The sequence below is a fragment of the Shinella sp. Sh6 genome (assembly GCF_055392685.1).
In genome coordinates this window covers 3053623-3079805 of the sequence record NZ_AP044005.1, presented here as the reverse complement: position 1 = coordinate 3079805, position 26183 = coordinate 3053623, and the positions used below count along the sequence as shown (strand labels likewise).

Genomic DNA, 26183 nt, shown 5'->3' with positions numbered 1-26183 from the left:
CGTTGCGGTCAAAAGAACAGAGGGGTTCAGACCATGTCCATCAAGGCGCGCGCCACCGGCGCATTGCTCGCAGCCATTCTCTCGACGACGGCCTTTCACGGCGCGTTCGCGGCCGACGACACGATCAAGGTCGGCATCCTGCATTCGCTTTCCGGCACCATGGCGATTTCCGAGACGACGCTCAAGGACGCCATGCTCATGCTCATCGACGAGCAGAACAAGAAGGGCGGCCTTCTCGGCAAGAAGCTGGAAGCCGTCGTCGTCGATCCGGCCTCCGACTGGCCGCTCTTTGCCGAGAAGGCGCGCGAGCTGATCTCGGTCGACAAGGTCTCGGCCGTCTTCGGCTGCTGGACCTCGGTGTCGCGCAAGTCGGTCCTGCCGGTCTTCGAGGAACTGAACTCGATCCTCTTCTACCCCGTCCAGTATGAGGGCGAGGAAAGCCAGCGAAACGTCTTCTACACGGGCGCGGCGCCGAACCAGCAGGCGATCCCGGCCGTCGACTACCTGATGGAGAACGAGGGCGTCGAACGCTGGGTCCTCGCCGGCACGGACTATGTCTATCCGCGCACGACCAACAAGATTCTCGAAGCCTACCTGAAGTCCAAGGGCGTCGCCGCCGAGGACATCATGGTCAACTACACGCCGTTCGGTCACTCGGACTGGCAGACGATCGTTTCCGACATCAAGAAGTTCGGCTCGGCCGGCAAGAAGACGGCCGTGGTCTCGACCATCAACGGCGACGCCAACGTGCCCTTCTACAAGGAACTGGCCAACCAGGGCGTCAAGGCCGAGGACATTCCGGTGGTTGCCTTCTCGGTAGGCGAGGAAGAGCTTGCCGGCCTCGATACCGGCCCGCTGGTCGGCCATCTTGCGGCCTGGAACTATTTCGAATCCGTCGACAATCCGGCGAACGCCGAGTTCATCAAGACGTGGAAGGCCTTCACCAAGAACGACAAGCGCGTCACCAACGACCCGATGGAAGCCCACTATATCGGCTTCAACATGTGGCTGAAGGCCGTCGAGAAGGCCGGAACCACCGATACGGACGCCGTGCTCGACGCGATGATCGGCGTTTCGGTGCCGAACCTTTCGGGCGGCTATTCCACCATGATGCCGAACCACCACATCACCAAGCCGGTGCTGATCGGCGAGATCCAGGCCGACGGCCAGTTCGAGACGGTCTGGCAGACGCCCGGCCTCGTGGCCGGCGACGAATGGTCCGACTACCTGCCGGACTCCAAGGACCTGATCGCCGATTGGCGCAAGCCCATGGAGTGCGGCAACTTCAACGTCGCCAGCGGCAAGTGCGGCGGCAAGGGGTCGTGATCCCACAGCGCTTCGCGAGAGCGAATCCGCATCCCGGCCCAAGGCCGCCGGGATGCATCTTTCCTGAATGCCCGACTGCTGAGGACGTGAGATGCACGCGCGGCTGATCCATCATTTCCTGCAATGCCTGCTTATCGCCATCTGCGTGACGGTGACGATGCTCGCAACCGACCTGAAGGCCGCGGACGGTCTGCGCGCGATGGTCGATGCGCTCGGCGGCGGGAACTTTCAACAGAACCAGAAGCAGGTCGAGGCGCTTGCCGGAACGGGCGATCCGAAGGTGGTGCCGGCGCTCGAAGCGCTTGCCGCGGGCGATCTCTACCAGCGCAAGGCGGACGGCGTCGTCTTCATCGTCAGGCCGGCGGGCGGCAATTTCACGCTGGTCGATGCCCTGACGGGCGAAGCGGGCGGCGAGGTGCCCAAAGCCGCGCTCGAAAAGATCAAGGTCAACAACGGCCTGCGCCGCGCGATCCGCTCGGCGCTCGGCGGCCTGACGCTGATGAGCCCGGACGCCGGCGTGCGCCTTAAGGCTGCAAGCACGATCCTGCGTGCACCCTCGGCCGATGCGCTCGAAGGCCTCGATGCCGCGCTTGCCGCGGAGAAGGATGGCGCCGTCAAGGCCGTGCTGGAACAGGCGCGCGCCGCCTCGGTTCTCGTTTCCAACCGCCCGGCGGACGAGAAGAAGGCGGCCGTCGCCACCGTCGTCAAGACCGGCGGGCGCGAGGCCCTGTCGCTGCTTTCGGCCGCGCTCTCCTCGGCGGACGAGAGCCTGCGTCCCGATATCGAGGCCGGCATCGACCAGATCGAGGACCAGCTGGCGCTCTGGGCCGCCGGCCAGAACATCTGGTACGGCCTGTCGCTCGGCTCGGTGCTGCTGCTTGCCGCCATCGGCCTTGCCATCACCTTCGGCGTGATGGGCATCATCAACATGGCGCATGGCGAGATGGTCATGCTCGGCGCCTATACGACCTTCGTGGTGCAGCAGGTCATCCGAACCTCCTTTCCCGGCCTCTTCGACTGGTCGCTGGCCATCGCCCTGCCGCTGGCCTTCCTCGTCACCGGCGCCGTCGGCCTCGTCATCGAGCGCGGCATCATCCGCTTCCTCTATGGCCGGCCGCTCGAAACGCTGCTTTCCACCTGGGGCGTGTCGCTCATCCTCCAGCAGGCGGTGCGCTCGATCTTCGGCCCGACCAACCAGGAGGTCGGCAATCCGTCCTGGATGTCCGGCGCCTTCGAGCTCGGCGGCCTGACGATCACCTGGAACCGCATGTGGATCATCGTCTTCTCGCTCGCCGTCTTCGCGTCCCTGCTCTTCCTCCTGAAGAAAACGCCGATGGGCCTCCAGATGCGCGCCGTCACGCAGAACCGCCGCATGGCCGCCTCCATGGGTATCCGCACGCCCTGGATCGACGCGCTGACATTCGCCCTCGGATCGGGCATTGCCGGCATTGCCGGTGTGGCGCTCAGCCAGATCGACAACGTCTCGCCCAATCTCGGTCAGGGCTACATCATCGACAGCTTCATGGTCGTGGTCTTCGGCGGCGTCGGCAATCTCTGGGGCACGCTGGTCGGTGCCTTCACGCTCGGCATACTCAACAAGGTCCTCGAACCCTATGCCGGCGCGGTGCTGGGGAAGATTCTCGTGCTCGTGCTGATCATCCTCTTCATCCAGAAGCGGCCACGCGGGCTCTTCGCACTCAAGGGAAGGGCGGTGGAAGCATGATCACCTCGTTTGTCCTCAAGGCGCTCGACCGCAACATCGTCGTCGTCGCGGCACTGCTGCTCGCCCTCGCCGCGCTCGTTCCGGCGCTGAACCTCCTGACGGCGCCGGACCATGCGTTGCATGTGCCGACCTATATCGTCTCGCTCACCGGCAAGTACCTCACCTATGCGCTGCTGGCGCTGGCGCTCGATCTCGTCTGGGGCTTCTGCGGCATCCTCTCGCTGGGACACGCCGCCTTCTTCGCGCTCGGCGGCTATGCGATGGGCATGTACCTGATGCGCCAGATCGGCGCGCGCGGCTCCTACGGCAATCCGCTGCTGCCCGACTTCATGGTCTTCCTCAACTGGAAGGAGCTGCCCTGGTTCTGGTACGGCTTCGACATGTTCTGGTTCGCCGCGCTGATGGCGGTACTGGTGCCGGGGCTGCTTGCCTTCGTCTTCGGCTGGTTCGCCTTCCGCTCGCGCGTCAACGGCGTCTATCTCTCCATCATCACGCAGGCGATGACCTTCGCCCTGCTGCTCGCCTTCTTCCGCAACGACATGGGCTTCGGCGGCAATAACGGCCTCACCGACTTCAAGGACATCCTCGGCTTCAACATCCAGTCGGACGGCACGCGCTCGGCGCTCTTCGCCGCCTCGGCGGTCGCCCTTGCCCTTTCGCTCGTCATCGCCTCGGGCATCGTCCGCTCGAAATACGGCAAGGTGCTCGCCGGTGTGCGCGATGCGGAAAGCCGCACCCGCTTCCTCGGCTACCGGGTCGAGCATGTGAAGCTCTTCGCCTTCACCGTCTCGGCCATGATGGCGGGCGTTGCCGGCGCGCTCTACGTGCCGCAGGTCGGCATCATCAATCCGGGCGAGTTCGAGCCGGCCAATTCCATCGAGGTCGTCATCTGGACGGCGGTGGGCGGGCGCGGCACGCTGATCGGCCCCATCGTCGGCGCCATCCTCGTCAACGGCGGCAAGAGCATCTTCACGGCGGCCTTCCCCGAGTTCTGGCTCTTCGCGCTCGGCGGCCTCTTCATCCTCGTCACGCTGTTCCTGCCCAAGGGCATCGTCGGCACGGCACGCCACGCCGTCGAGCGGTGCCGGGAACACGGCAGGGCCCGCAAAGCGGAAGAGGCCCACGCCCATACGGCAGAACCCCAGGCGGCGGAGTAGACGGCATGAACACGCTCGCAAGCAATGCAAGGCCCAGCAGCATCCTCTATCTCGACGGCGTTTCCGTCTCCTTCGACGGCTTCAAGGCGCTGAATGCGCTCTCCTTCGTCATCGCCCCCGGCGAGCTGCGCGCCATCATCGGCCCGAACGGCGCGGGCAAGACGACGATGATGGACATCATCACCGGCAAGACGCGCCCGGACGAGGGTGAAGTGTTCTTCAAGGGAACGATCGACCTGACGCAGAAGGACGAGGCGGATATCGCCCGGCTCGGCATCGGCCGGAAATTCCAGAAGCCGACGGTCTTCGAGAGCCATACGGTCTGGGACAATCTGGAACTTGCGCTCAACCGCAATCGCGGCGTCTTCTCGACGCTCTTCTACCGCCTCACCGCCGAAGACAGGGCTCGCATCGAGGACATCCTTTCCACCGTGCGCCTTTCAGGCCGCAAGGACGACTATGCCGCAAACCTCAGCCACGGCCAGAAACAATGGCTGGAGATCGGCATGCTGCTGGCGCAGGAGCCGGAACTGCTGCTGGTCGACGAGCCCGTCGCCGGCATGACGGATGCCGAGACGGCGGAAACGGCGATCCTGCTGAAGGAAATCGCCAAAACCCGCTCGGTGGTGGTGGTCGAGCACGACATGGGCTTCATTCGCGATCTCGGCGTGAAGGTGACGTGCCTTGCCGAAGGGTCTGTCCTCGCGGAAGGCTCCATCGACTTCGTCAGCGCCGACCCGAAGGTCATCGAGAACTATCTGGGGAGATAAGGCCATGCTGACGGTCGAGAAAGCCAGTTTGCACTATGGCGCGGCGCAGGCGCTGCGCGGCGTCTCGCTGACCGCCGACATGGGCAGGATCACCTGCGTGCTCGGCCGCAACGGCGTCGGCAAGTCGAGCCTCCTGCGCGCCATTACCGGCCAGCATCCGCTTTCCGGCGGTGCCATCCGTTTCAACGGCGTCGAGCTCGACGGCATGGCGCCCTATAACCGCGCCAGGCAGGGCATCGGCTATGTGCCGCAGGGCCGGGAAATCTTCCCGCTGTTGACGGTCAGGGAAAATCTCGAATCCGGCTATGCGCCCCTGAAACGCTCCGAGCGTTTCATTCCGGGCGAGATATTCAGTCTCTTTCCGGTACTGGACACCATGCTCGGCCGGCGCGGCGGCGATCTTTCGGGCGGCCAGCAGCAGCAGCTCGCCATCGGCCGGGCGCTCGTCACGCGGCCCCGGATCCTCGTTCTGGACGAGCCGACGGAGGGGATCCAGCCATCGATCATCAAGGATATCGGCCGGGCGATCCGCCATCTGCGCGACACCACCGGCATGGCCATCCTGCTCGTCGAGCAATATCTCGACTTCTGCCGCGAGCTTGCCGATCACGTCTACATCATGGATCGCGGCGAAATCGTGCATGAAGGACCGGCTGAAACGCTCGACACCAGAGAGGCGCGTCGGCACCTGACGGTATGACGGCGCCGGAAGATCATCCCGCATTGCGGCCTATTTCGCAGGCCGCACCCATTTTCGAAATCCGGGTCGAGCCTACGGCTCGGCAAGAGTTCGGCGATGGCGTATGATTTCCGCGCTCACCGCTTCGGCCACGCTCACCACGCGACGCGAGGCGATAAGGTCGGCATGGGTGACGAGGAATATCGGCCGCTGCATCGCGCCGCCGTCCGGCATGCGATCGGCGAGCAGGTTCAATCCTGCGTTCCGCGCCACAAAATGCGGCAGCACCGAGACGCCGATCCCGCACCGCACCGCCTCGATCTGTCCCGGCAGCGTGTTGACCGCGAGCCTTGGCGCATGAGGTTCCTCGAATGCCACGCTCCATTTGAGCAGCGTCCCGAGGTTCGCCGTCTCCGGCCAGGCAACCACGCGGTTCGGACGACTGCCATCGGGCGGGCCGTAGAGGCCGAAGCCCATCGTCGCCAACTGGCGCACGCGTAGATGGCCTCGCTCCGGCCGTACCATGCGCAGCGCCAGGTCGGCGTCGTGGCGGTGCATGTTCACGGTCGAGCTCGAGAACAGGACTTCGACATTCAGGCCGGGATTGGCGCCCAGGAGCGGGGCGAGGGCGGGCACGATAAACGACACGACCAGGCTTTCGATGCTCGCCAGCCGCACCGTGCCGCGTATCCGGTCATGATCCGATGCCTCCTGCCGCATTTCCAGCATGGCTAGTTCCACCGCTTCGGCGCGCGGCAGCATCGTTTCTCCCTGATCGGTCAGCACATAGCCGGTCTGTGTGCGCAAAAAGAGCGGCAGGCCGAGCACCTGCTCCATCCTTTCGATCCGGCGAGAAACCGTCGCCACGCCGGTCCCGAGTTGTCTTGCGGCGCCAGACAACGTTCCCTCGCGCGCCAGGCACAGAAAGATCTTGCAGTCGTCCCAGTTCAGGTTGTCCATTGCCTTTCCATTTTTGAAAAATGGGTTACATATATTGTCCATATCCTGATTTATTTCGATAAGGCACCCTGCGCCGGACTCCAATAGTCCAGCGAGGTTGCCATGTCCGTTTCAAACCTTACCCACACCCCGATTTCCCGGAGCGAGGGCGGCGCGCTCGCCCTCAGCGCCATGGCGGCGGTTTTCTGGGGAACGAATTTCGAGGCGACCCGGATCGCGCTCGTCGACCTGCCGCCATGGACAGCGGCGGCTGGCCGCGTCGCCATGGCGGTGGCGGCGACAATGTTGTGGCTTGCCGCGACCAAGGGCATTTCCTGGGCGGTGCTGCGGCGCAATCTCGTCGCCTTCTCGTCGCTCGGAACCATCGGCGTCGCAGGCTTCACCGCTACCCTGTTTCTTGCAATGAAGACGTCGAGCCCGGTGACGGCGGCGCTCGTCATGGGGACGAGTCCGCTGATAACGAATCTGCTTGAATCCCTCCTGCTCAGGCGGCTGCCGTCGCTGCTCGCTGTCCTTGGCATGGTCGTGAGCCTGATCGGCGTCGCGCTGACGGTTGGGGCATTTTCCGGGACGCATTTCGCTTCCGGCGATCTGTTGATCCTGCTCGGAAGCGTTTTGTGGGCACTCTATACGATCGGCTGCCGCCGCTGGGTCGTCGGAGCGACGCCGATCGAGACATCGGCGTGGACGATGCTGGCGGGCGCGCTGGTGCTCGGCCTCGTCGCCTTCCGGCTGGAGACGCCGCTTGCAGCCTTCGCCCATGCTCCGTTGGCTGCCTGGGGCGCGAGCCTGTGGATGGCACTGGTCGGCTCGGCCCTGGCATTGATCTTCTGGCAGGTGGGCATCGCAAGGCGCGGGCCAGGCGCAACATCGGTCCTGTTCAATCTGGTGCCGGTTTCAGCGCTCGTCGTCGCGGCGCTCTTCGGCCGGATGCCCGGCGTGATGCAGATCGCTGGCATTGCGGTTGCTCTCTTCGGCATCACGCTGGCAAGCGGCAAACGGCCGGGCGGACGGACACGGTGACGCCTGTGTCGGGCGTGATCGGAAGGAATAGCCGTCAGCGTTGCCCCCTTGCAGGCGTTTTGAGATTGAACCGGGGGCACGCCAAGTCCCAGGCAGATGATCGTATTCTTCGAAGTTCATGGCCGCCGTAAATCCCGTGTCGATGGCGGATATGGTGGATCGCTTCGGAAGAGGTTTGGGAAAATCGCTCGACGAGCGAGGGAACTTATCGTCGTGATCGTGGTTTTCCGCCGAGCCACCCGGCTTGAACGAGGATAACATCATGAAAAAACTTCTGTTTGCCGCCGCGCTCGTCGGCGCATCGACCCTTGGCGCCTATGCTCAGACCGCCACCGCGCCCGCCACCGACGGCGACACGCCGGCTGTCGCCACTCCGGACAGCAAGAACGCAACGGCCCCCGTCGAGGGCGCCAACAGCTTCACCGAGGATCAGGCCCGCGAGCGGATCGTCGAGGCCGGCTACGCCGACGTCGCCGGCCTGAAGCTCGACGACAAGGGCGTCTGGCGCGGCACCGCGATGAAGGACGGCAAGACCGTCAATGTCGCGCTCGACTACCAGGGCAACATCGTCGCCAACTGATACAATCGGAGGAACTTCCATGAAAACCGTAACCGGCCTTTTTGACGATTACTCGGATGCACGTTCGGCTGTCAGCGCGCTCGAGGCGCGCGGTGTGCCGTCGAGCGAGATCAGCATCGTGTCGAACAATGCAGACGACCGTCACACCAGGGACACCAATGCCGCCGAAGGGGCGGGCACGGGTGCCGGCATCGGCGCAGCCGTCGGCGGTGTCGGCGGCCTTCTTACAGGCCTCGGCATCATGGCGATCCCGGGCGTCGGCCCGGTTGTGGCTGCGGGCTGGCTGGCGGCCACCGCGGCAGGCGCCGCGGCTGGCGCTGTCGCCGGCGGCGCGGCGGGCGGTCTGATCGGGGCGATGACGGAATCCGGCGTCCCGGAAGAGCATGCCCATGTCTATGCCGAGGGGGTTCGCCGCGGCGGCACGCTCGTCACGGCGCGCGTCGATGACGGCCTTTATGCCGAAGCCGAGGCGATCCTGCGCCAGTCGAGCTGGGTCGATCCGGACGCTCGCCGTGCGGTCTATGCCGAAGAGGGATGGACCCGCTTCGACGACACGCTCGATCCCTACGGCCCGGCCGAGATCGAGAAGGAACGCCTTCGCTACAGGCGGTAAGGCCTTCTGGGGCCGGCGGCAAGGGACAGCACTGTCCGACAGCCGCCGGCTCCTTGCCCCCAAAGCGGTGGGCGGATGGCCGACGGTTCGGCCATCCAGCGACGCCGATATTCGTTCGCTCCTGAAAAGGTGTTGTGCGCTTTGCGAGAAAATCTCGGATGCGACAGGCTGCGATGAAGTGCCGGAAAGCCTGTTTTGCCTGCATTTTCTTGAACGCCGGGCTTTTGCGGATCGAGGATGCGAATGCCGAGGCAAGCGCCAGAAGCCAATGCAGCGCTCGCGCCCGCTTGACAGATTTCCCGAACTGAATGCAGTTTGACCATAACGTAGGTGTCAACCTAACGAGAATGCCCCGTTCAACGCATGTTGATGACGATCCGGAGTTCGCAACTCCTGGAACAGGGTCCTGGCGAAACTGACGGAAATGTCGGTTCAACTATGGAGCTGGTGGGGTATGAGGGAAAATATTCTCCTTCCTGAACAATTTTGCATCGAATACGCCCGGAATATCCGCTCCGTGCGGCTTCGGCTCTTCCGTTGCTGTCGCGTTGGCTGCGGCCAAGTCGCCATTGCGATGGGGCAGCCGGTCTCCCGCACGCCCGCTGCCGGGCGCATCCGGCCACGTTATCCGTTCCAGGCATGAGCTCGGCTCCGGCATGGGCATATGCCCCGATGGCCATGCCGCACGCCTGATGGAGAGGGGCGCAATCCAAGCGAAACGCTTGCAAGGTAGGGAGGAGTTTACCTTGGCACATGCAGACGAGGAAATTGCAGCCAACGCATGCCCGGAGGACGAAAAACTCGGCATAGGCGCCAATCTGGCCTATGGGCTGCAGCATGTCCTGACGATGTATGGAGGCATCGTCGCCGTTCCGCTCATTCTCGGGCAGGCGGCCGGGCTGGACACCGGCGGGATCGGTCTCCTGGTCACGGCCTCGCTCTTCGCGGGGGGCCTTGCCACCATCCTGCAGACGATCGGCGTGCCGTTCTTCGGCAGCCGCCTGCCGTTGGTGCAGGGCGTCTCGTTCTCCGGCGTCGCGACGATGATCGCGATCTCGGGCAATGGCGGCATCCCGGCCATCCTCGGGGCGGTCATCGCCGCCTCGGTGATCGGCCTCCTGATCACGCCGGTCTTCTCGAAGATCACCCGCTTCTTCCCCCCGCTCGTCACCGGCATCGTCATCACCACCATCGGCCTGACATTGATGCCGGTCGCGGCATTCTGGGCGATGGGCGGCAACAGCAGCGCGCCCGATTTCGGCAGTACAGCCAATATCCAGCTCGCGGCGGTGACGCTCACCATCGTGCTGCTGCTCAGCAAGCTCGGCAGCGCCTCGATCTCGCGGTTGTCCATCCTGCTTGCGCTGATCATCGGCACGGGCATCGCCTACGCGCTCGGCATGACCGGTTTCTCGCAGGTTGCGAACGGCCCGTTCTTTGCAGCGCCCGCGCTCTTCCACTTCGGCTACCCCACCTTCGAGATCGCCGCCGTCATCTCCATGTTCATCGTGATCATGGTGACACTGGTCGAGACCTCGGCGGATATCCTCGCCGTCGGCGAGATCGTCGGGACGAAAGTCGACGCCCGGCGGCTCGGGGACGGTTTGCGCGCCGACATGCTCTCCAGCATCATCGCTCCCTTCTTCGGCTCCTTCACCCAGAGCGCCTTTGCCCAGAATGTCGGCCTGGTCGCCGTGACGGGAGTGAAGAGCCGCTATGTCGTGGCGACCGGCGGTCTCTTCCTGGTCGCTCTCGGCCTGCTGCCGGTGATGGGCCGCGTGGTCGCGGCGGTGCCGAGCGCCGTCCTGGGCGGGGCCGGGATCGTGCTTTTCGGCACGGTGGCGGCCAGCGGCATCCGCACGCTGTCCAAGGTCGATTACAACAACAACATGAACCTTGTGATCGTCGCGACCTCGATCGGCTTCGGCATGATCCCGATCGCCTCGCCCGGCTTCTACGAGCAATTCCCGGCCTGGGTCGCGACGATCTTCCATTCCGGTATCAGCTCCGCGGCGCTGATGGCGATCGCTCTCAACCTCCTGTTCAATCATCTGAGGGCCGGCAATTCCGATCAGCCGTCCGTGTTCGCCGCGGCGGCCGAACGGACGATCCGCTACCAGGACATCGCGCGTCTGCACGACGGCGACTATTTCCTGAACGGCAAGCTCTACGACGCGAAGGGCCTTGAGATTCCGATGATCCCGGAAGCCGCCCACTGAGGCTTTCATCTTAACCACACGGCCCGGGTCGAGCTGGCTCTCGATCCGGCCATCCTTTCCCGCGACGTCCAAGGAGACAAAATGTCGGAAGAAACCGAAACCAAACGCCTGCTCGATGCCCTGTTCGATGCGATGGAGAATATCATTCCCGTGACCGAGGCCGGCGTTGCCGCGGGCAACAAGGTCTTCGGCGCGGCGCTGCTGCGCAAGTCCGATCTCTCGCTCGTCCTCGCCGAGACGAACAACGAGACGGAGAACCCGCTTTGGCACGGGGAGGTTCACACCCTGAAGCGGTTCTACGAGATCCCGCAATGCGACCGGCCGGATACGAAGGACCTCATCTTTCTGTCGACCCATGAACCCTGCTCGATGTGCCTGTCGGCCATCACCTGGGCAGGTTTCGACAATTTCTTCTATTTCTTCAGCCATGAGGATTCCCGCGACGCCTTCGCCATCCCGCACGACCTGAAGATCCTGAAGGAGGTCTTCACGCTGGAGCCCGGCGGCTACAACCGCACGAATGCCTTCTGGAAGGGTCGCTCGATTAAAGCTCTGGTCGACGACCTTCCCGAGCCGCGGTGCGAGCAGTTCAAGGATCGCGCCGAGGCGATCCGGTTGAAGTACGAAGACCTTTCTGTCGTCTACCAGGCGGGCAAGGACGGAAACGCGATCCCGCTCAACTGATCGGATGCGCCCCGCCGTTTCACCCTGAACGCGCCGCCGGCGGCTTCGCCCCGGCGGCGCGTTTGCACCATCCGTAGTGCCAGCGCTGTAGGTCGGGACGTCGCAGAGGCATTCGCGGTAGTATCGGGATAACACCTGCTTCAAAGGCATCTCGCCTAGTCTGCTGGGCAACCGTCGCAGCAAGGGAGGATGTACGATGGCGAGAATTCTGATGATCACCGGCGATTTCACCGAGGACTATGAGACGATGGTCCCGTTTCAGACGCTTCTGGCCTGCGGCCACAGCGTCGATGCCGTCTGCCCCGGCAAGAAGGCGGGCGATACGGTGAAGACCGCGATCCACGACTTTGAAGGGGACCAGACCTATTCGGAAAAGCCCGGCCACAATTTCGCTTTGAACGCCGATTTTGCCGCCGCCGATCCGGCCGGCTACGATGCGCTTGTGGTTCCGGGCGGCCGCGCGCCCGAATATCTGCGCATGAATCCCGATGTGCTTGCCAAGGTGAGGCATTTTTTCGATGAAGGTAAGCCGGTCGCCGCGATCTGCCACGGTGCGCAACTGCTTGCGGCGGCGGGCGTTCTCAAGGGCCGCACCTGCTCGGCCTATCCGGCCTGTGCCTATGAAGTAACGGCATCGGGCGGAACGTTCGCCGATATTGCGGTGACGGAGGCCGTTACCGATGGCAATCTGGTGACGGCACCGGCATGGCCTGCGCATCCGGCATGGCTCAGACAGTTCCTGGCGATCCTGTAAGTCGGTCTTCGCCTGCGACAGGATAAGGGAAGGCGGCGCCCGGCCGGCTCAAGGGCCGTCCGGGCGGCATCGACGTTCACGGGAAGGGAGGCCCCGGCGATGTGCGAACTCTTCATCAAGGCCGATGCCAGCCAGTGGCAAAGCCGTACCCACAGTCTGCGCATCGACGGGGTCGCCACCTCGATCCGGATCGAGAACCATTTCTGGGATACGCTCGGCGAAATCGGCCTGCGCGACGGAATGACCGTCGCGCAGCTCATAACGCGGCTCTGGCACGAGGCGATGGATGCCGATCATGACCTCGGCAACTTTACCTCGTTCCTTCGGGTGTGTTGTGCCCGCTACCACGCGCTCATCGCTGCGGGTGAAATTTCGGCCGATCGCAATGTTCCAATTGCCGACCATGCGGCACGGGAAATCCTTGCCCGTGAGGCGCAGCGACGGAGCGCGGTGATCAATTGATCGTTTGACGGTCGTTCTTTTCCTGCATCAGTCGGAGCGGAAACCGTCGAAGGCGTGGCTGTCCTCAGCGTGCCACGCCATAGTCCCCGCTGAAGCTGACGAGGTAGCCGTGGAGCCTGTCGATGACGGCCGCGCGGGGGCTGGTGCGGCGCTCTACCAGGCCGAGCTGGCGGTATAACTGCGGGGCGCCGAAGGGTACGGCGACCACTTCGCCCGAGGTCTCCTTCAGGGCGCTCCACGGCACGATGGACGCGCCGAGGCCGTGGACGACGCAGGCGACGACGGAGGTGATCGTGTCGATCTCCGCGATGACATTCGTGACGATCCCGCTTCTGGCGACCTCCGTCTCGATGATGTGGGCGAGGGGGAAGCGGCTGACGAACTTCACATAGGGCAGGTCCGAGAGCATCTCTTCGGCGGGGCGCGGGCGCGTGCCTTTCGGGGCGATGGCAAAGAGCGGCTCGCGAAGAAACGGGCTCCATCTCAGGCTGGAATGCACGCCGGAATATTCCGCGACCATCGCCGAATCGAGGCGTCCCGTGACGACGTCGTTGAGCAGTTCGTCCGAGTTCGCCACATGGAGCTTTATCTTGAGGTCGGGAAAGTCCTTCTTCAATTCGGTGATCGCCCGCGGGATGAGGGAAAGCGCGCTGGAACGGACCGAGCCGATGGTGAAGGTGCCGCCGATCGCCCGGCCCGAAATCGCATCGACGATATCGTCGGCGGAGCGCACGAGGCCCTGTGCGGCCTCGAGCATCTGCAGGCCCTGGCTGTTCAAGGTGATCGGCCGCGTGGAGCGGTCGAACAGCTCGGCACGAACCTCGCTCTCCAGCGCCTGAACCTGCTGGCTGACGGCCGAGGGCGTGAGGCCGACCGCGTCGGCCGCCTTCGCAAAGGTGCCGTGTTCCGCGATGGCGATGAAGGTCTTGAGCTGGCGGATATCCAAGCGGCCCCTCATGAATTAAGAATTCCTGTTCTTCTTTGACAGAATTATTCGCTTTTTTCAAGAAATCCTTATGTTACCGTCAGGGCTAGGAGGTGCCCGGAGGCGTTCGGGCACGGGAGGATGGGTTCGAGAGCGCATTGCCGCTCCGCGTCCTCGTGATGTCCAGTCGAGGAACGCATGGCACGCCCGCATATCCTGATCACCGGCCCGGCAATCAACGAGCAGGCCGCCAAGCTCGCCGAGGACAATGGCTACGGCTTGGTCTACGTGCCGCCCTATACGAGCGAGGAGGACCTGGTGCGCATCGTCGCCGATGCCGACCCGGTCGGCGTCATCGTCCGTATGGGCCGCTTCGGCGCCGCCGCGATCGACGTGGCGCCCTCGATGCGGGTGATTTCCAAGCACGGCGTCGGCGTCGACAACATCGATCTCGATGCGGCCTCGCGCCGCGAAATCCCGGTCGTGGTCGCGGCCGGCGCGAATGCCCCTTCGGTTGCCGAACATGCGATGGCCCTGCTGCTGGCCACCGTCAAGCGGATCCTGCCGCTGGACGGCGGGCTGCGGGCGGGCAAGTGGGAAAAGCCCGGCTTTTCCGGCAAGGAGCTTTCCGGCATGACGATCGGGCTGGTCGGCTTCGGGTCGATCGCGCGGCACACGGCAGCGCTCGCGAAAGCCTTCGGCATGACGGTGAGCGCCTGCGACCCGTTCACCGACGCGGCCGTCTTCGCCGAAGCCGGCGTCGCAAGGGTGGGGACCGTCGAGGAGCTTCTTGCGGCGTCGCAGATCGTCAGCCTGCACTGCCCGCTCACGCCGGAGACGCGCAACCTGCTCGACGAGAAACGCCTCGGCCTGATGAAGGCCGGCTCCTACGTGATCAATACCGCACGCGGCGGCCTCATCGACGAGGAGGCGCTGCTGCGCGCGGTGGCAAGCGGCCATATCGCCGGCGCGGGCCTCGATACGTTCCGGACCGAGCCGCCGTCCGCCGACCACCCGTTCTGGAAGGAGCCGCGGATCGTCGTCACGCCCCATATCGGCGGGGTGACGAGGGAGGCGAACGCCCGCGTCGGGGTGGAGGCGGTCGAAGGGGTCCTTGCCATCCTCCAGGGCCGCGGCCTCGGCCGAGAGCGGATCGTGAACTTCCGGTCGCTGGCGAAGGTGTCCGCCTGACCATCATCAATTTCGACAGCAGGAGAGTACGTTGACCATCGGTTTCAGGATTCGCAGCCGGCCCCGCGCCGTCGACCGGCAATGGGTCGAGAAGTTCAGGCAATTGCCCGTCGCCAATGTCAGCGACAGCATGCACCGGCTTTACGGCGGCGGCGCGCAGCTCCGGCCCATGCACCGCGCCGGCAAGCTTGCCGGCCCCGCCATCACCGTGAAGGCGCCGCCCGGCGACAATCTCATGCTGCACAAGGCGATCGACATGGCCGTCGAAGGCGACGTCATCGTCGTGGATGCGGGCGGCGACGTCACCCATGCCTTGATGGGCGAGATGATGCTCGCCCATGCCCGGGCGCGCGGCGTGGCCGGTTTCGTCCTCAACGGCGCGATCCGCGATGCGGACGCGTTTCTCGACATGAACGTTCCGGCATTCGCCGTCGGCGTGACGCATCGCGGCCCCTACAAGAACGGCCCCGGCGAGATCAACTGCCCCATCGCCATCGGCGGAATGGTGGTGATGCCCGGCGACCTGGTCCTCGGCGATGCGGACGGGGTCGTCGCGATCCCCGTGGACGACGTCGCCGAGGTCTACGAGCGCACGGCCGCCAAGCACGCGGCGGAGAACGCGCAGATGGAAACCATCCTGGCCGGCAAGCACAGGCCGACCTGGTTCAACGATACGCTGGCAAAGAGCGGCTGCGAACTGCCCGCGGAGGCCTGATCGCACCGATGCCGGAAGGGAGGGCGCGCCAGAGGAGTGAGGCCGCCGGGCCCGCAGGGAACCCGGCCCCGTGGAGGACAATCCTGTGCGGGGCCAATCGAAAATGTCGAAGCGCCGCGGCGCTTTCGCTAGAGTCATCAACGGGAGGAAACCATGAAGCACTTGATCCGGAATACCGCACTCGCAACGACCCTGCTGCTCGGCACGGGCATCGCGCATGCCGAATGGCCGACGGACCGGCCCATCGAGCTTATCGTCGCCTTCGCGCCGGGCGGCGGCACGGACGTGATGAACCGGACGCTGGCGCCCTATATCGAAGAGGAGCTGGGCGCGAAGATCACGATCCTCAACCGGCCCGGCGCCTCCGGCGAGATCGCCTACACGGCCCTGACGGAGGCGCGCCCGGACGGCTACACCGCCTCCTCGCTCAACACGCCCGGCTACCTGACGATGCAGATGGACCGCAAGGTCCGCTTCGATCCCAAGAAGCTCTGCCCGGTCGCGCGCATCGTCGAGGATCCGGGTTCCTTCATCGTGCAGGCCGGTTCGGAATTCAATTCCCTCAAGGATCTCGTGGAATATGCCAAGGCCAATCCGGGCGCCGTGACGGTCGGGACGACCGGGCTTGGAACCGACGAGCATCTTGCCATGCTGCAACTGGAGAAGTCGGCCGGCATCGACCTTACCGCCGTGACCTTCAACGGGGCGAACGAGGCCCGCACCGCGCTGCTGGGCGGCCATGTCATGATGATCGGCATCAATGTCGGCGAATTCGTCGGCAGCGACCATTCGGCCTTCAAGAACCTCGGCCAGTTCGCCGAGCAGCGTTCCGTCATCGCTCCCGACCTGCCCACGGCGAAGGAGCAGGGCTTCGACGTTCTCGTCAGTTCCGAACGCGGGATCGCGATGGGCTGCGACGTGCCGGCGGATATCCGGACAAAGTTCTCCGATGCCGTCCACAAGGCGCTCGACAATCCGGAATTCCAGGAGAAGGCCAAGCAGCAGTCGCTGGCGCTCTCCTACCTTTCCGCCGATGACTGGAACAAGGAAATGCCGGTGAGGGCCGAACGTCTCGGCGCGATCTGGAAGCTGGCGAAGGAACAGCAGTAATGTCGGCCCCGCGCAAGGCCGGCAGCACCGGCGACCGCCCGGATTTCCTGACGGCCGCCCTTTTCGTTGGTTTCGGAGCGCTCGGCCTTTGGGCCGGGCGCGACCTGACCCTCGGAACCGTTTCGGCGATGGGCCCCGGCTATCTTCCGCGGGTCGTCTGCTGGTTGCTGATTGTCGTCGGCGCGGCGGTCGGCGGTCTCGGCCTGTTCCGCGACCGGGAGGACATTGCAAGGCCGAGGCCCTGGCCTGTGATCGTCATCCTCGCCGCCGTGATCGGCTTTGCGTTCGTCGCCGAATATTTCGGGTTCGTCGCGGGGTCCGTCTGGCTGCTGCTCGTCGGCAGCGTCGCCGACCGCGACTCCAGACTGCGCGAAGTGCTCCTGCTCACCGCCGGGCTGACAGCCTTCGGCGCCCTGGTCTTCATCGTCGGCTTGGGCGTTCAGATGCCCATCTGGCCCTTCTGAGGCTTGGAACATGGATTTCATCAATCTTCTGGCGCTCGGCTTCGGCGAGGCGCTGACACCGACAAATCTCGGCTTCTGCCTGGTGGGCGCGCTACTCGGCACGCTGATCGGCGTCCTGCCCGGCATCGGCCCGACGGCAACGATCGCCGTCCTCCTGCCGATCACCTTCTACCTGCCGCCGCTTGCCGGCCTCATCATGCTGGCCGGCATCTACTACGGCGCGCAGTACGGCGGCTCGACGACGGCCATCCTCGTCAACCTGCCGGGGGAGGCCTCCTCGGTGGTGACGGCGATAGACGGCTACAAGATGGCCCAGAAGGGGCGAGCGGGGTCGGCGCTCGCCGTCGCGGCCCTCGGCTCCTTCTTCGCCGGCACGGTCGCGACCTTCGGGATTGCGCTCGCCGGCCCCACGCTGTCCTCCTTCGCCCTGTCCTTCGGGCCGGCCGAATATGTCTCGCTCATGCTGTTCGGCCTGCTCGCGGCGACGGTGCTCGCCCGCGGGCCGGTGCTGAAGGCCATCGGCATGATCCTGCTCGGCCTGCTTCTCGGCATGGTCGGCATCGATGCGGGCTCGGGCGAGGAGCGCCTGACCTTCAGCGCCATGGAACTGTTCGACGGCATCGACTTCGTGGTGATCGCCATCGGCCTGTTCGGCTTTGCCGAAATCATCGAGAACCTCGAGAACCACGAGGCGCGCGGGGTGCTGGTCAGCAAGCTCAGCCGGCTGTGGCCGACCCGCGAGGACTTCCGCCGGGCCTGGCCCGCGGTGCTGCGCGGAACGGGCGTCGGCACGTTCCTCGGCGTCCTGCCGGGCGGCGGGGCGACGCTTGCCTCCTTCTGCGCCTATTCGTTCGAGAAGAAGATCTCAAGGCACCCGGAAGAGTTCGGCGAAGGCGCCGTCGAGGGCGTCGCGGGCCCGGAGGCGGCCAACAATGCGGGCGCGCAGTCCTCGTTCATTCCGCTGCTGACCCTCGGCATTCCCTCCAACAACATGATGGCGATGATGCTGAGCGCCTTCATCATCCACGGCATCACGCCCGGGCCCACGGTGCTGGCCACGCAGCCGGAGATTTTCTGGGGCCTCGTCGCCAGCATGTGGATCGGCAACCTCATGCTGGTCGTGATCAACCTGCCGATGATCGGCGTATGGGTGAAGCTGCTGACGGTGCCCTACCGCCTGCTCTATCCCGCGATCCTGCTGTTCTGCTGCGTCGGGGTCTACAGCATCAACAACCGCATCTTCGACGTGGTCCTGGCGGCGGGCTTCGGTCTTCTCGGCTACGCCTTCCGCAAGGCGAAGTGCGAGGCGGGGCCGCTGCTCCTCGGTTTCGTCCTCGGCCCGCTCCTCGAAACCAATATCCGCCGGGCGATGACCATCTCCCATGGCGACCCGAGCGTCTTCTACGAGCGGCCGATCAGCCTCGTCCTGCTCATCGCGACGGTCGGCATGCTGGTGCTGATGGTATTGCCTTCCTTCCGCCGCACGCGTGAGGAAGCGTTCCAGGAAGAGGAAGCCTGACGTATAGGGAAGACTTGGAAACCTCAAACGGCCGCCTTGCGCGGCCGTTATCCGCTTCTCCGACCCGGCGCGCCGGGTCGATGCAATCCCGGTGATACGATGACGAGTGCCCGTCTCCAGACCTATCTGTGCCTCAACGACTTCGAACGCGCGGCAAGGCGGCGTCTCCCCCGGCCCTTGTTCGGCTACATCGCCGGCGCGAGCGAGACGAACGCCTCACTGCGCTACAATGCGGAGGATTTCGACGCCTACGCCTTCCAGCCGCGGGTGCTTCGCGACGTTTCCGGGCGCAGCACGGCGACGTCCCTTCTCGGGCAGACCTACGATGCGCCGTTCGGGATCGCGCCGATGGGCATCAGCGCCCTGATGGCCTACAGGGGCGACATCCGCCTCGCCGAGGCCGCGAAGGAGTGCCGCATCCCCATGATCGTGAGCGGATCGTCGCTGATCCGCATGGAGGAGATTGCCGCGGCCGCCCCGGGATCGTGGTTCCAGGCCTACCTTCCGGGAGAGCCGGACCGGATCGATGCGCTCGTCGAGCGAGCCGAGCGTGCGGGCTTTCCCACGCTGGTGCTCACGGTCGATACCGCGATCCTGGCAAACCGCGAGAACAACGTGCGCGCCGGCTTCTCGACGCCCCTGCGTCCCGGCCTCGGTCTCGCGTGGCAAGGCATCACGCATCCCCGGTGGACCGTCGGGACCTTCCTGCGCACGCTGGCGCTGCACGGCGTGCCGCATTTCGAGAATTCCTATGCGACCCGCGGCGCACCCATCATCTCGCCGAGCGTCATGCGCGATTTCGGCCGGAGGGACCATCTGAACTGGGCCCATCTGGAGCGCATCCGTAAGCGCTGGCCCCGGACGCTCGTCGTCAAGGGCATCATGCATCCGGACGATGCGCTCCGCGCCCACGAACTGGGGGTGGACGGGGTGATCGTGTCCAACCACGGCGGGCGCCAGTTGGACGGCACGATGTCGCCCCTGAGCGCGCTTCCCGGGATCGTCGAAAGGGTCGGCGACAGGACGACGGTCATGATCGACGGCGGGTTCCGGCGCGGCACGGACGTCATCAAGGCCCTCGCGCTCGGCGCCCGTTTCGTCTTCGTCGGCCGGCCGTTCCTCTATGCCGCAACCGTCGCCGGTTCGCATGGGGTCGAGAGAGCCGTCGAGATCCTGCAATCCGAAATCCACCGGAACATGGCCTTGCTGGGTGTCTCGGCGGTGGGCGACATTCGGCGCGAACATATCGTTCGCCGCGGGCGTGCCTAGGTTACCGTCTCCGCGCCTCGACCGGCCGGGTTCCCGGGTTTGCATGACATCCTCAAACGCAGAAACCGACGCTGCCGCTGACCTTCCGGATCATCTGCGTCACCTGCGGGAGGGCGCGCACGATGGCGCCCTTGTTCGTGCCGATGAACACTTCCTGCAAGGGAAGGGGCGACTGGGTCTTCAGGACCTGCATCGTCCCGCTCGCGATCAGCTCCTGCATCAGGCGGGTCGGCAGGATGCTTATCCCCGTGCCCGATTCCACGAGGTTGAGGATCGTGCCGAGGCTGTTGCAGACATTGAGCCTCAGCCCGCCGCCCGACGAGGCGGAAAGGAATCCCGTCGTGAGCGAGTGCAGGTTGGAGGGGGCCGGGGTCGAGAAGATGCGCTGCGCCAGCAGCTCCTCGTCGGAGATGGTTGCCTCCGGTAGCCCCAGCTTCCTGCTTGCGACCCAGCCGACGCTCTGCCGGCCCAGAAGCTCCAACGCGACGTTGTCGTGCGGGGGAGGGGTCGAGAGGACGGCGATGTCGAGAAGACCCTCGGAGAGCTGGTCGGCAAGCCTGTGGCTGGTATCCACCGTGGCGGCGATCCGCGTCCCGGCGAAGCGCTTGTCGAGTTCGTCGAGCAGGGCCGGCAGGCATACGGCGGCGAAGCTGTCGATCACGCCGACCCTCAGCGTCGGCAGGCGGGTATTGCGGGTCTTGATGTTGGATTCGATGTCCCGCGCAATCGCGATCATCGATTCCGCATAATGTTTCAGCGCCTCTCCCTCGCTGGTCAGCACGAGCTGGCGCTTCTGGCGCACGAAGAGCGACACGCCGAGTTGCTCTTCCAATTCCCGGATGCGGTAGGAAACCGTGGGCTGGCTGACATGGAGCTTGTCGGCCGCCGCGCTGAAGCTGCGCAGCTGGCAGACCCAGTAGAAGGATTCGAGAGCGGAGAAGCTGAGGGCCATGATGAATAGAATTCTTCTATCGATAGCGATAAGTATCCTAATTAGATTTTGATCTCAAGACCGCATAGGATTTCCTCATCCACATCAGAGACGCGGTGACCCCATGTACAAGACCATTTCGCGCGAACACATTCTCGAAGACCTGCCGGAGATCGCGGAGATCCAGTCCGACGAGCTCAGGGAAAAGGTCGTCGACGCCTGGGTCTTCGCGCTGGAGCGCTCGTCGTTCGACCGCGTCACCGACATTTCCGGCGAAGGCAGCCCCAACGTCTTCGCATTGAAGCGCGGCAGGCAGGACGCGCATCTGCGCGGCGTCACGCGCCTTGCCTTGGCCATCTACGACGAATTCAGGAAGACCTATCCGGAAGCGAAGGTCGACCGGGACATCATCCTTGCCGGCGGCCTGTGCCACGATATCGGCAAGACCTGGGAATTCGACCCGGTGAACCTGAAGCGCTGGAGCGAGCGTGGCGACCGCTACGGCGAGCCCTCCTTCCGCCACTCGGCCTACGGCACCCATGTCTGCCTTTCCGTCGGCCTGCCGGAGGAGATCGGCCATATCTGCATGGGCCATTCGCTGGAAGGCGCGCATATCGGCCACAGCACGGAATGCTACATCATCCGCCAGGCCGACCACACGTGGTGGCATGTGGCGGCTGCGCTGGATCTGTGCCATCCGGACACGATCGGCTTTGCCGGCCCCAATCTGCGCGTCCGCCCGCTCGGCCAGCAATAGCAAACCCGCCCGCCACCCGAACGAAAGCCGAGGTTAGAGATGAACTATACGTTCCAGTTCGGCCCGCTGCTGAACTACCTGCCGCAAGTCGTGAGCGGGCTCTGGCTGACGCTCGTGCTTTCCTTCGTCGGCATCTTCGGGGGGATCGCGCTCGGCGTCGCCAGCGCGGTCCTGTCCACCTCGCCGTGGAAGCCGGGGCGGCTCCTCGTGCGCATCTACGTGGAGGTGACGCGCAACACGCCGCTCCTGGTGCAGATCTTCGTCATCTTCTTCGGCTTGCCGAATATCGGCATCCGCCTGTCCCCCCTCGCGTCCGTCTTCATCGCGCTGGTCTTCAACAACGGCGGCTATGTCGCGGAGATCGTGCGCGGCGGCATAGAGGCGACGCACCGCAGCCAGGTGGAGGCGGCCGAGAGCCTCGGCATGACCTATTTCCAGACCTTGCGCTTCGTGATCCTGCCGCCGGCGCTGGAGAAGGTGTTCACGCCCATCGTCTCGCAATGCGTGCTGCTCATGCTCTCGACCAGCCTCGTCTCCGCCATCGGCGTTGAGGACCTGACGGGCGCCGCGATGATCGCAAGCTCCGAGACGTTCCGCACGATGGAGATCTACCTCGTCATCGCCGTGGTCTATGTCGTGCTCAACTTCGTCTTCCGCGGCGTGCTGAACATTGCCGGCCTCATGATCTTCACGCGGTCGCGTCGCCGCCTGCTCGGGAGGGCATGACATGCGCACATTCGGCACGCCCGAATTCCTGTTCATCGTCTATGCGCTGCGCTGGACGCTGACGCTGACCGTCATCGCCTTCGTCGGCGGCGGCCTCATGGGCATCCTGCTCGCGCTGCTGCGCATCGCCCGCAGCCGCGTGCTGCGCGGCCTCACCACCTTCTACATGCAGTTGGTCCAGGGCCTGCCGCTGCTCGTGCTGCTGTTCCTCTGCTACTATGCGCCTTCGCTGTTCGGCGTGGAGATCGCCGCGCTGACGGCGGCCGCCATCGCGCTCACCGTCAATTCCAGCGCCTTCCTCGGCGCCATCTGGGAAAGCGCGCTGCGCGCCATTCCCAAGGCCCAGTGGGAGAGCGCCGACGCGCTGGCGCTGACGCCCTGGAAGACGCTGCGTTTCGTCATCGCGCCGCAGGCGATCCGCCTTGCCATGCCGTCCACGGTCGGCTTCCTTGTGCAGATCATCAAGCAGACCTCGCTCGCCTCGATCATCGGCTTCATCGAGATCACCCGTGCCGGCCAGCTCGTCAGCAACGCCACGTTCGAGCCGCTCAAGGCGTTCCTCAGCGTCGCCGCACTCTACTTCGCCGTCTGCTTCCCGCTGACGCAGCTCAGCCTGTGGCTGGAGCGGCGCACCGCGCGCCGCGGCGCGAGAACCTGAACCACCGGACGGCACGCAGAAGGCCGTCCACCCAACCGGAACCCCAACCGAAACTGAGAGGATACCATGCGCCTGAAATCCCTTCTCCTGCCCCTCGTCGGGCTTCTCGCCCTCACCGTCGGCGCCGCCACGGCATCGGCCTCCTCCCTCGACGACATCATCGCCCGCAAGAAGGTGCTGATCGGCGTCGACCTGTCGGTGCCGCCCTTCGGCATCACCAACGCCGAGATGCAGCCGGACGGGCTCGACGTCGATGTCGCCAAGCTGCTGGCCAAGGATCTCGGCGTCGAGCTGGAACTCGTCTCCGTTACCGGCCAGAGCCGGATCCCGTCGCTCCAGACCGGCAAGGTCGACTTCGTCGTGGCGAGCTTCGGCATCTATACCGAGCGTGCGCTCTCGGTCGCGTTCTCCAATCCCTATGGCGGCCACAAGTCGGTCATCATCGCGCCGAAGGACACGGTCATAAAGAGCCTCGCGGACCTTGCCGGCAAGCGCGTCGGCGTGCCGCGCGGCACGGCGCACGAGAAGATCCTCTCGGCCGCCGGGATCGAAGGCATGGAGCTCGTCCGCTTCGACGACGACAGCACGACGCTGAACGCGCTCGTCTCCGGCCAGGTCGATGCGATCGGCACGGTGAACTACATCGCCGCGCAGCTTCAGGAACGCTATCCCGACCGCGGCTTCGAGGAGAAGACCACCTATCTCCAGAGCTTCTACGGCGTCGGCTTGCGCCGCAACGATCCGGACCTCCTGCACTGGCTGAACACCGTGCTCTTCGTCCACAAGCAGAGCGGCGAGCTGGGCGCGATCTACGAGAAGTGGATGAAGACCCCGATGCCGGAACTGCCGTCGTTCTGATTGCCTGAAACCCAGGGGGCGCCCGCGCGGCGCCCCGTCTTTCCCGATCGAGAGGCCCCGCCATGTCCGTCGTCGTCGCAAAGAACATCCGCAAGAGCTTCGGTGCGCTCCAGGTCCTGAAGGGCGTGTCCCTCACGGTCGAAGGCGGCGAGGTCGTCGCCCTGATCGGCCGCAGCGGCTCCGGCAAGAGCACCTTCCTGCGCTGCCTGAACGGCCTCGAAAGCATCGACGACGGCGAGATCGAGGTGGCCGGCCACCGCATGTCGCGGAGGCCAGCCGAGCTGCGCCAGCTCCGCCGCGACGTGGGCATCGTCTTCCAGAGCTACAACCTCTTTCCCCACCTGACGGCCGGCGAGAACATCATGCTCGCGCCGGTGCAGGTGAAGGGCCTGCCGAAGCAGGCCGCCCGCGAGGAGGCGAGGCGCTGCCTGTCGCTCGTCGGGCTCGGCGATCGCTTCGACGCCTATCCGGACATGCTCTCCGGCGGCCAGCAGCAGCGCGTGGCCATCGCCCGCTCGCTCGCCATGCAGCCGAAGGTCCTGCTGTTCGACGAGGTGACCTCGGCGCTCGATCCGGAGCTGACCGGCGAAGTGCTCGCCGTCATCGAGAATCTCGCCCGCGGCGGCATGACGATGATCCTCGTCACCCATGAAATGGGCTTTGCGCGGCGCGTCGCCAACAAGACGATCTTCATGAAGGACGGCATCATCCACGAGGAAGGCCCCTCCGCCGAATTCTTCTCTGCTCCGAAAACGCCGGAACTCCAGGCCTTCCTCCGGTCGGAAGTCGGCTGATCGCCGCCCTTGAGCCGTGACCATCGACATCGCAACGCATCTTGAGGAGAGCGTGCCATGAGCAACAGGGTAGCGCTGATCGGCGCGGGCGCCATGGGCGGCGCCATCGGCATGCGGCTTGCGGAGACCGGCAACCATCTCACCGTCTTCGACCCCAGCCCGGAAAAGCGCCAGGCACTGGTCGACAGGGGCGCCTATGCCGCGTCGAGCGCGGCGGAAGCGGCTGCAGAGAGCGACTACGTCATCCTCAGCCTCAACGCGCCCGCCATCGTGCGCAAGGCCGTCTTCGGTCAGACGGGCGTGGCGGAAGGCGCAAGGCCCGGCACGCTGATCATCGACATGTCGTCGATCGATCCCGAGGCGACGAAAGAGCTCGCGGCCGATGCCGCCGAAAAGGGCCTTCGCTGGGTAGACAGCCCCCTTTCCGGCGGCGCGCCGAAGGCGCTGACCGGCGAGCTCACGCTGATGGCCGGCGGCGCGGCGAAGGACGTCGAGGATGCGCATACCGTGCTGCGCCATGTCGCGAGCAACTACACCCATATGGGTCCGGTCGGCGCAGGACAGACGACCAAGCTGATCAACCAGGTGCTCTGCGGCCTCGGCTTCCTTGCCGTCGCCGAGGCGACGCAGCTTGCGCTCGATGCCGGGGTCGATGCGGCAAAGATTCCGCAGGCGCTGAAGGGCGGTCGCGCCGACAGCGCGATCCTGCAGGAATACATGCCGCGCTTCGTGGCGAAGGACTACCGCCGCACCGGCCGCATCGACAACATGGTGAAGGACCTTTCCGGCGCGCAGGACCTTGCCCGCCGCACCAACACGGCCATGCCGCTGACGGCGGCCTGCGCCGAGATCCACCGCATGCTGACGGCCGCAGGGCTCGGCGGGGAGGACCAGGCGGCCCTGATGGAATTCTTCCGCGGCCCGAGCAAGGAGAACTTTACATGATCACCCGCTACGCATTGTTCGAGGGCAAGGTGAAGGAGGGCAGGACCGATGCTTTTCGCAAGGCCGTGATCGAGCGCATCCTGCCGAAGTGGAAAGAGTTCCCGCACGCGACGGACGTGCGCGTCTGCTTCGCCGAGAGCCGCGACGAGGGGGCGCCGGAATATCCGATGATCCTCGCCGTCAACTATCCGAGCCTTCAGGCCGTGGAGGCGGCGCTTGCCAGTCCCGCGCGAACCGAGGCCCGCGCGGCGACCGAGGCGGTGCTCGCCGAATTCTTCGACGGCCGCATCCACCACCATGTCACGCTCGCAAACGAATATGTCGTTTGAAAAGACCGGCGCCTGAAGCCTTCCGGTCCGCTTCGGCGGCGT

General features: G+C 65.1%; 28 protein-coding genes. 25 read left to right on the top strand and 3 right to left on the bottom strand.

Annotated elements, in window-relative coordinates; translation table 11 throughout:
- Nucleotides 1–33 precede the first annotated feature (33 nt).
- From urtA to urtE, 5 genes are all read left to right on the top strand, one after another.
- Nucleotides 34–1326, top strand: a complete 1293-nt coding sequence (gene urtA, locus ACZ5TO_RS14760) for an urea ABC transporter substrate-binding protein (RefSeq protein WP_464798630.1) — start codon at nucleotides 34–36, stop codon at nucleotides 1324–1326.
- A 106-nt stretch (nucleotides 1327–1432) separates the two neighbouring features.
- Complete coding sequence (gene urtB, locus ACZ5TO_RS14755; protein WP_464800399.1) at nucleotides 1433–3049, top strand: urea ABC transporter permease subunit UrtB; 1617 nt, start codon at nucleotides 1433–1435, stop codon at nucleotides 3047–3049.
- Nucleotides 3046–4206, top strand: coding sequence for an urea ABC transporter permease subunit UrtC (urtC, locus tag ACZ5TO_RS14750; RefSeq protein ID WP_464798629.1), 1161 nt, complete (start codon nucleotides 3046–3048; stop codon nucleotides 4204–4206). The genes urtB and urtC overlap by 4 nt, the downstream gene beginning before the upstream one ends.
- A 5-nt stretch (nucleotides 4207–4211) precedes the next feature.
- Nucleotides 4212–4976: an urea ABC transporter ATP-binding protein UrtD gene (gene urtD, locus ACZ5TO_RS14745; protein WP_464798628.1), complete on the top strand. Its 765-nt coding sequence runs from the start codon at nucleotides 4212–4214 to the stop codon at nucleotides 4974–4976.
- Nucleotides 4977–4980: 4 nt separating this feature from the next.
- Complete coding sequence (urtE, locus tag ACZ5TO_RS14740) at nucleotides 4981–5676, top strand: urea ABC transporter ATP-binding subunit UrtE (protein WP_464798627.1); 696 nt, start codon at nucleotides 4981–4983, stop codon at nucleotides 5674–5676.
- Nucleotides 5677–5748: 72 nt separating this feature from the next.
- On the opposite strand, the gene ACZ5TO_RS14735 is transcribed toward urtE, so the two are convergent.
- Nucleotides 5749–6615 (bottom strand): LysR family transcriptional regulator, encoded by an 867-nt coding sequence (locus ACZ5TO_RS14735; RefSeq protein WP_464798626.1) that lies wholly within the window; start codon nucleotides 6613–6615, stop codon nucleotides 5749–5751.
- 102 nt (nucleotides 6616–6717) lie between these two features.
- Here ACZ5TO_RS14735 and ACZ5TO_RS14730 point away from each other — a divergent pair, with 102 nt between their 5' ends.
- The 7 genes from ACZ5TO_RS14730 to ACZ5TO_RS14700 all read left to right on the top strand — a co-directional run bounded on the left by ACZ5TO_RS14730 (nucleotide 6718) and on the right by ACZ5TO_RS14700 (nucleotide 12950).
- Complete coding sequence (locus tag ACZ5TO_RS14730) at nucleotides 6718–7638, top strand: DMT family transporter (protein WP_464798625.1); 921 nt, start codon at nucleotides 6718–6720, stop codon at nucleotides 7636–7638.
- A 262-nt stretch (nucleotides 7639–7900) separates the two neighbouring features.
- Complete coding sequence (locus ACZ5TO_RS14725) at nucleotides 7901–8218, top strand: PepSY domain-containing protein (protein ID WP_184144316.1); 318 nt, start codon at nucleotides 7901–7903, stop codon at nucleotides 8216–8218.
- 19 nt (nucleotides 8219–8237) lie between these two features.
- A complete protein-coding gene (locus tag ACZ5TO_RS14720) occupies nucleotides 8238–8831 on the top strand; it encodes a general stress protein (RefSeq protein WP_464798624.1) in 594 nt (197 codons plus the stop codon).
- 692 nt (nucleotides 8832–9523) lie between these two features.
- Nucleotides 9524–11050, top strand: a complete 1527-nt coding sequence (locus ACZ5TO_RS14715; protein WP_464800398.1) for a nucleobase:cation symporter-2 family protein — start codon at nucleotides 9524–9526, stop codon at nucleotides 11048–11050.
- A gap of 81 nt (nucleotides 11051–11131) precedes the next feature.
- Nucleotides 11132–11734 carry a nucleoside deaminase gene (locus ACZ5TO_RS14710; RefSeq protein ID WP_464798623.1) on the top strand — a complete coding sequence of 201 codons (603 nt, stop codon included), beginning with the start codon at nucleotides 11132–11134 and terminating at the stop codon, nucleotides 11732–11734.
- Between the two features lie 196 nt (nucleotides 11735–11930).
- Nucleotides 11931–12488, top strand: coding sequence for a DJ-1/PfpI family protein (locus ACZ5TO_RS14705; protein ID WP_464798622.1), 558 nt, complete (start codon nucleotides 11931–11933; stop codon nucleotides 12486–12488).
- A gap of 99 nt (nucleotides 12489–12587) precedes the next feature.
- Nucleotides 12588–12950: a ribbon-helix-helix domain-containing protein gene (locus ACZ5TO_RS14700; RefSeq protein ID WP_464798621.1), complete on the top strand. Its 363-nt coding sequence runs from the start codon at nucleotides 12588–12590 to the stop codon at nucleotides 12948–12950.
- 64 nt (nucleotides 12951–13014) lie between these two features.
- Here the strand turns inward: ACZ5TO_RS14700 and ACZ5TO_RS14695 are convergent, their stop codons facing one another.
- Complete coding sequence (locus ACZ5TO_RS14695; RefSeq protein ID WP_464798620.1) at nucleotides 13015–13908, bottom strand: LysR family transcriptional regulator; 894 nt, start codon at nucleotides 13906–13908, stop codon at nucleotides 13015–13017.
- Nucleotides 13909–14073: 165 nt separating this feature from the next.
- On the opposite strand from ACZ5TO_RS14695, the gene ACZ5TO_RS14690 reads away from it, so the two are divergent.
- The 6 genes from ACZ5TO_RS14690 (at nucleotide 14074) to ACZ5TO_RS14665 (ending at nucleotide 20143) form a co-directional block, all read left to right on the top strand.
- Nucleotides 14074–15066, top strand: coding sequence for a hydroxyacid dehydrogenase (locus ACZ5TO_RS14690; protein ID WP_464798619.1), 993 nt, complete (start codon nucleotides 14074–14076; stop codon nucleotides 15064–15066).
- Nucleotides 15067–15097: 31 nt separating this feature from the next.
- Nucleotides 15098–15781 carry an RraA family protein gene (locus tag ACZ5TO_RS14685; protein WP_184146858.1) on the top strand — a complete coding sequence of 228 codons (684 nt, stop codon included), beginning with the start codon at nucleotides 15098–15100 and terminating at the stop codon, nucleotides 15779–15781.
- 153 nt (nucleotides 15782–15934) lie between these two features.
- Complete coding sequence (locus tag ACZ5TO_RS14680) at nucleotides 15935–16891, top strand: tripartite tricarboxylate transporter substrate binding protein (protein WP_184146860.1); 957 nt, start codon at nucleotides 15935–15937, stop codon at nucleotides 16889–16891.
- Complete coding sequence (locus ACZ5TO_RS14675; protein WP_184146862.1) at nucleotides 16891–17355, top strand: tripartite tricarboxylate transporter TctB family protein; 465 nt, start codon at nucleotides 16891–16893, stop codon at nucleotides 17353–17355. Before ACZ5TO_RS14680 ends, ACZ5TO_RS14675 begins: the two co-directional genes overlap by 1 nt.
- Nucleotides 17356–17365: 10 nt before the next feature.
- Nucleotides 17366–18874 (top strand): tripartite tricarboxylate transporter permease, encoded by a 1509-nt coding sequence (locus ACZ5TO_RS14670; RefSeq protein ID WP_184146864.1) that lies wholly within the window; start codon nucleotides 17366–17368, stop codon nucleotides 18872–18874.
- A 99-nt stretch (nucleotides 18875–18973) separates the two neighbouring features.
- On the top strand, nucleotides 18974–20143 hold the full coding sequence (locus ACZ5TO_RS14665; RefSeq protein ID WP_464798618.1) for an alpha-hydroxy acid oxidase: 1170 nt from the start codon (nucleotides 18974–18976) through the stop codon (nucleotides 20141–20143).
- 52 nt (nucleotides 20144–20195) lie between these two features.
- Here the strand turns inward: ACZ5TO_RS14665 and ACZ5TO_RS14660 are convergent, their stop codons facing one another.
- Complete coding sequence (locus ACZ5TO_RS14660) at nucleotides 20196–21095, bottom strand: LysR family transcriptional regulator (RefSeq protein WP_184146868.1); 900 nt, start codon at nucleotides 21093–21095, stop codon at nucleotides 20196–20198.
- 103 nt (nucleotides 21096–21198) lie between these two features.
- Here ACZ5TO_RS14660 and ACZ5TO_RS14655 point away from each other — a divergent pair, with 103 nt between their 5' ends.
- The 7 genes from ACZ5TO_RS14655 (at nucleotide 21199) to ACZ5TO_RS14625 (ending at nucleotide 26141) form a co-directional block, all read left to right on the top strand.
- Nucleotides 21199–21831 (top strand): HD domain-containing protein, encoded by a 633-nt coding sequence (locus ACZ5TO_RS14655; RefSeq protein ID WP_184146870.1) that lies wholly within the window; start codon nucleotides 21199–21201, stop codon nucleotides 21829–21831.
- Nucleotides 21832–21870: 39 nt separating this feature from the next.
- Nucleotides 21871–22557: an amino acid ABC transporter permease gene (locus ACZ5TO_RS14650; protein WP_464798617.1), complete on the top strand. Its 687-nt coding sequence runs from the start codon at nucleotides 21871–21873 to the stop codon at nucleotides 22555–22557.
- Between the two features lies 1 nt (nucleotide 22558).
- Complete coding sequence (locus ACZ5TO_RS14645; protein ID WP_464798616.1) at nucleotides 22559–23215, top strand: amino acid ABC transporter permease; 657 nt, start codon at nucleotides 22559–22561, stop codon at nucleotides 23213–23215.
- A 66-nt stretch (nucleotides 23216–23281) separates the two neighbouring features.
- Nucleotides 23282–24073 carry a transporter substrate-binding domain-containing protein gene (locus tag ACZ5TO_RS14640; protein WP_184146876.1) on the top strand — a complete coding sequence of 264 codons (792 nt, stop codon included), beginning with the start codon at nucleotides 23282–23284 and terminating at the stop codon, nucleotides 24071–24073.
- Between the two features lie 62 nt (nucleotides 24074–24135).
- The gene (locus tag ACZ5TO_RS14635; protein ID WP_464798615.1) at nucleotides 24136–24867 is read left to right on the top strand and encodes an amino acid ABC transporter ATP-binding protein; all 732 of its coding nucleotides are present in this window, start codon (nucleotides 24136–24138) and stop codon (nucleotides 24865–24867) included.
- A 57-nt stretch (nucleotides 24868–24924) separates the two neighbouring features.
- The gene (locus ACZ5TO_RS14630; protein ID WP_464798614.1) at nucleotides 24925–25812 is read left to right on the top strand and encodes an NAD(P)-dependent oxidoreductase; all 888 of its coding nucleotides are present in this window, start codon (nucleotides 24925–24927) and stop codon (nucleotides 25810–25812) included.
- The gene (locus ACZ5TO_RS14625) at nucleotides 25809–26141 is read left to right on the top strand and encodes a hypothetical protein (protein ID WP_464798613.1); all 333 of its coding nucleotides are present in this window, start codon (nucleotides 25809–25811) and stop codon (nucleotides 26139–26141) included. The genes ACZ5TO_RS14630 and ACZ5TO_RS14625 overlap by 4 nt, the downstream gene beginning before the upstream one ends.
- The last annotated feature ends 42 nt before the right edge of the window (nucleotides 26142–26183 follow it).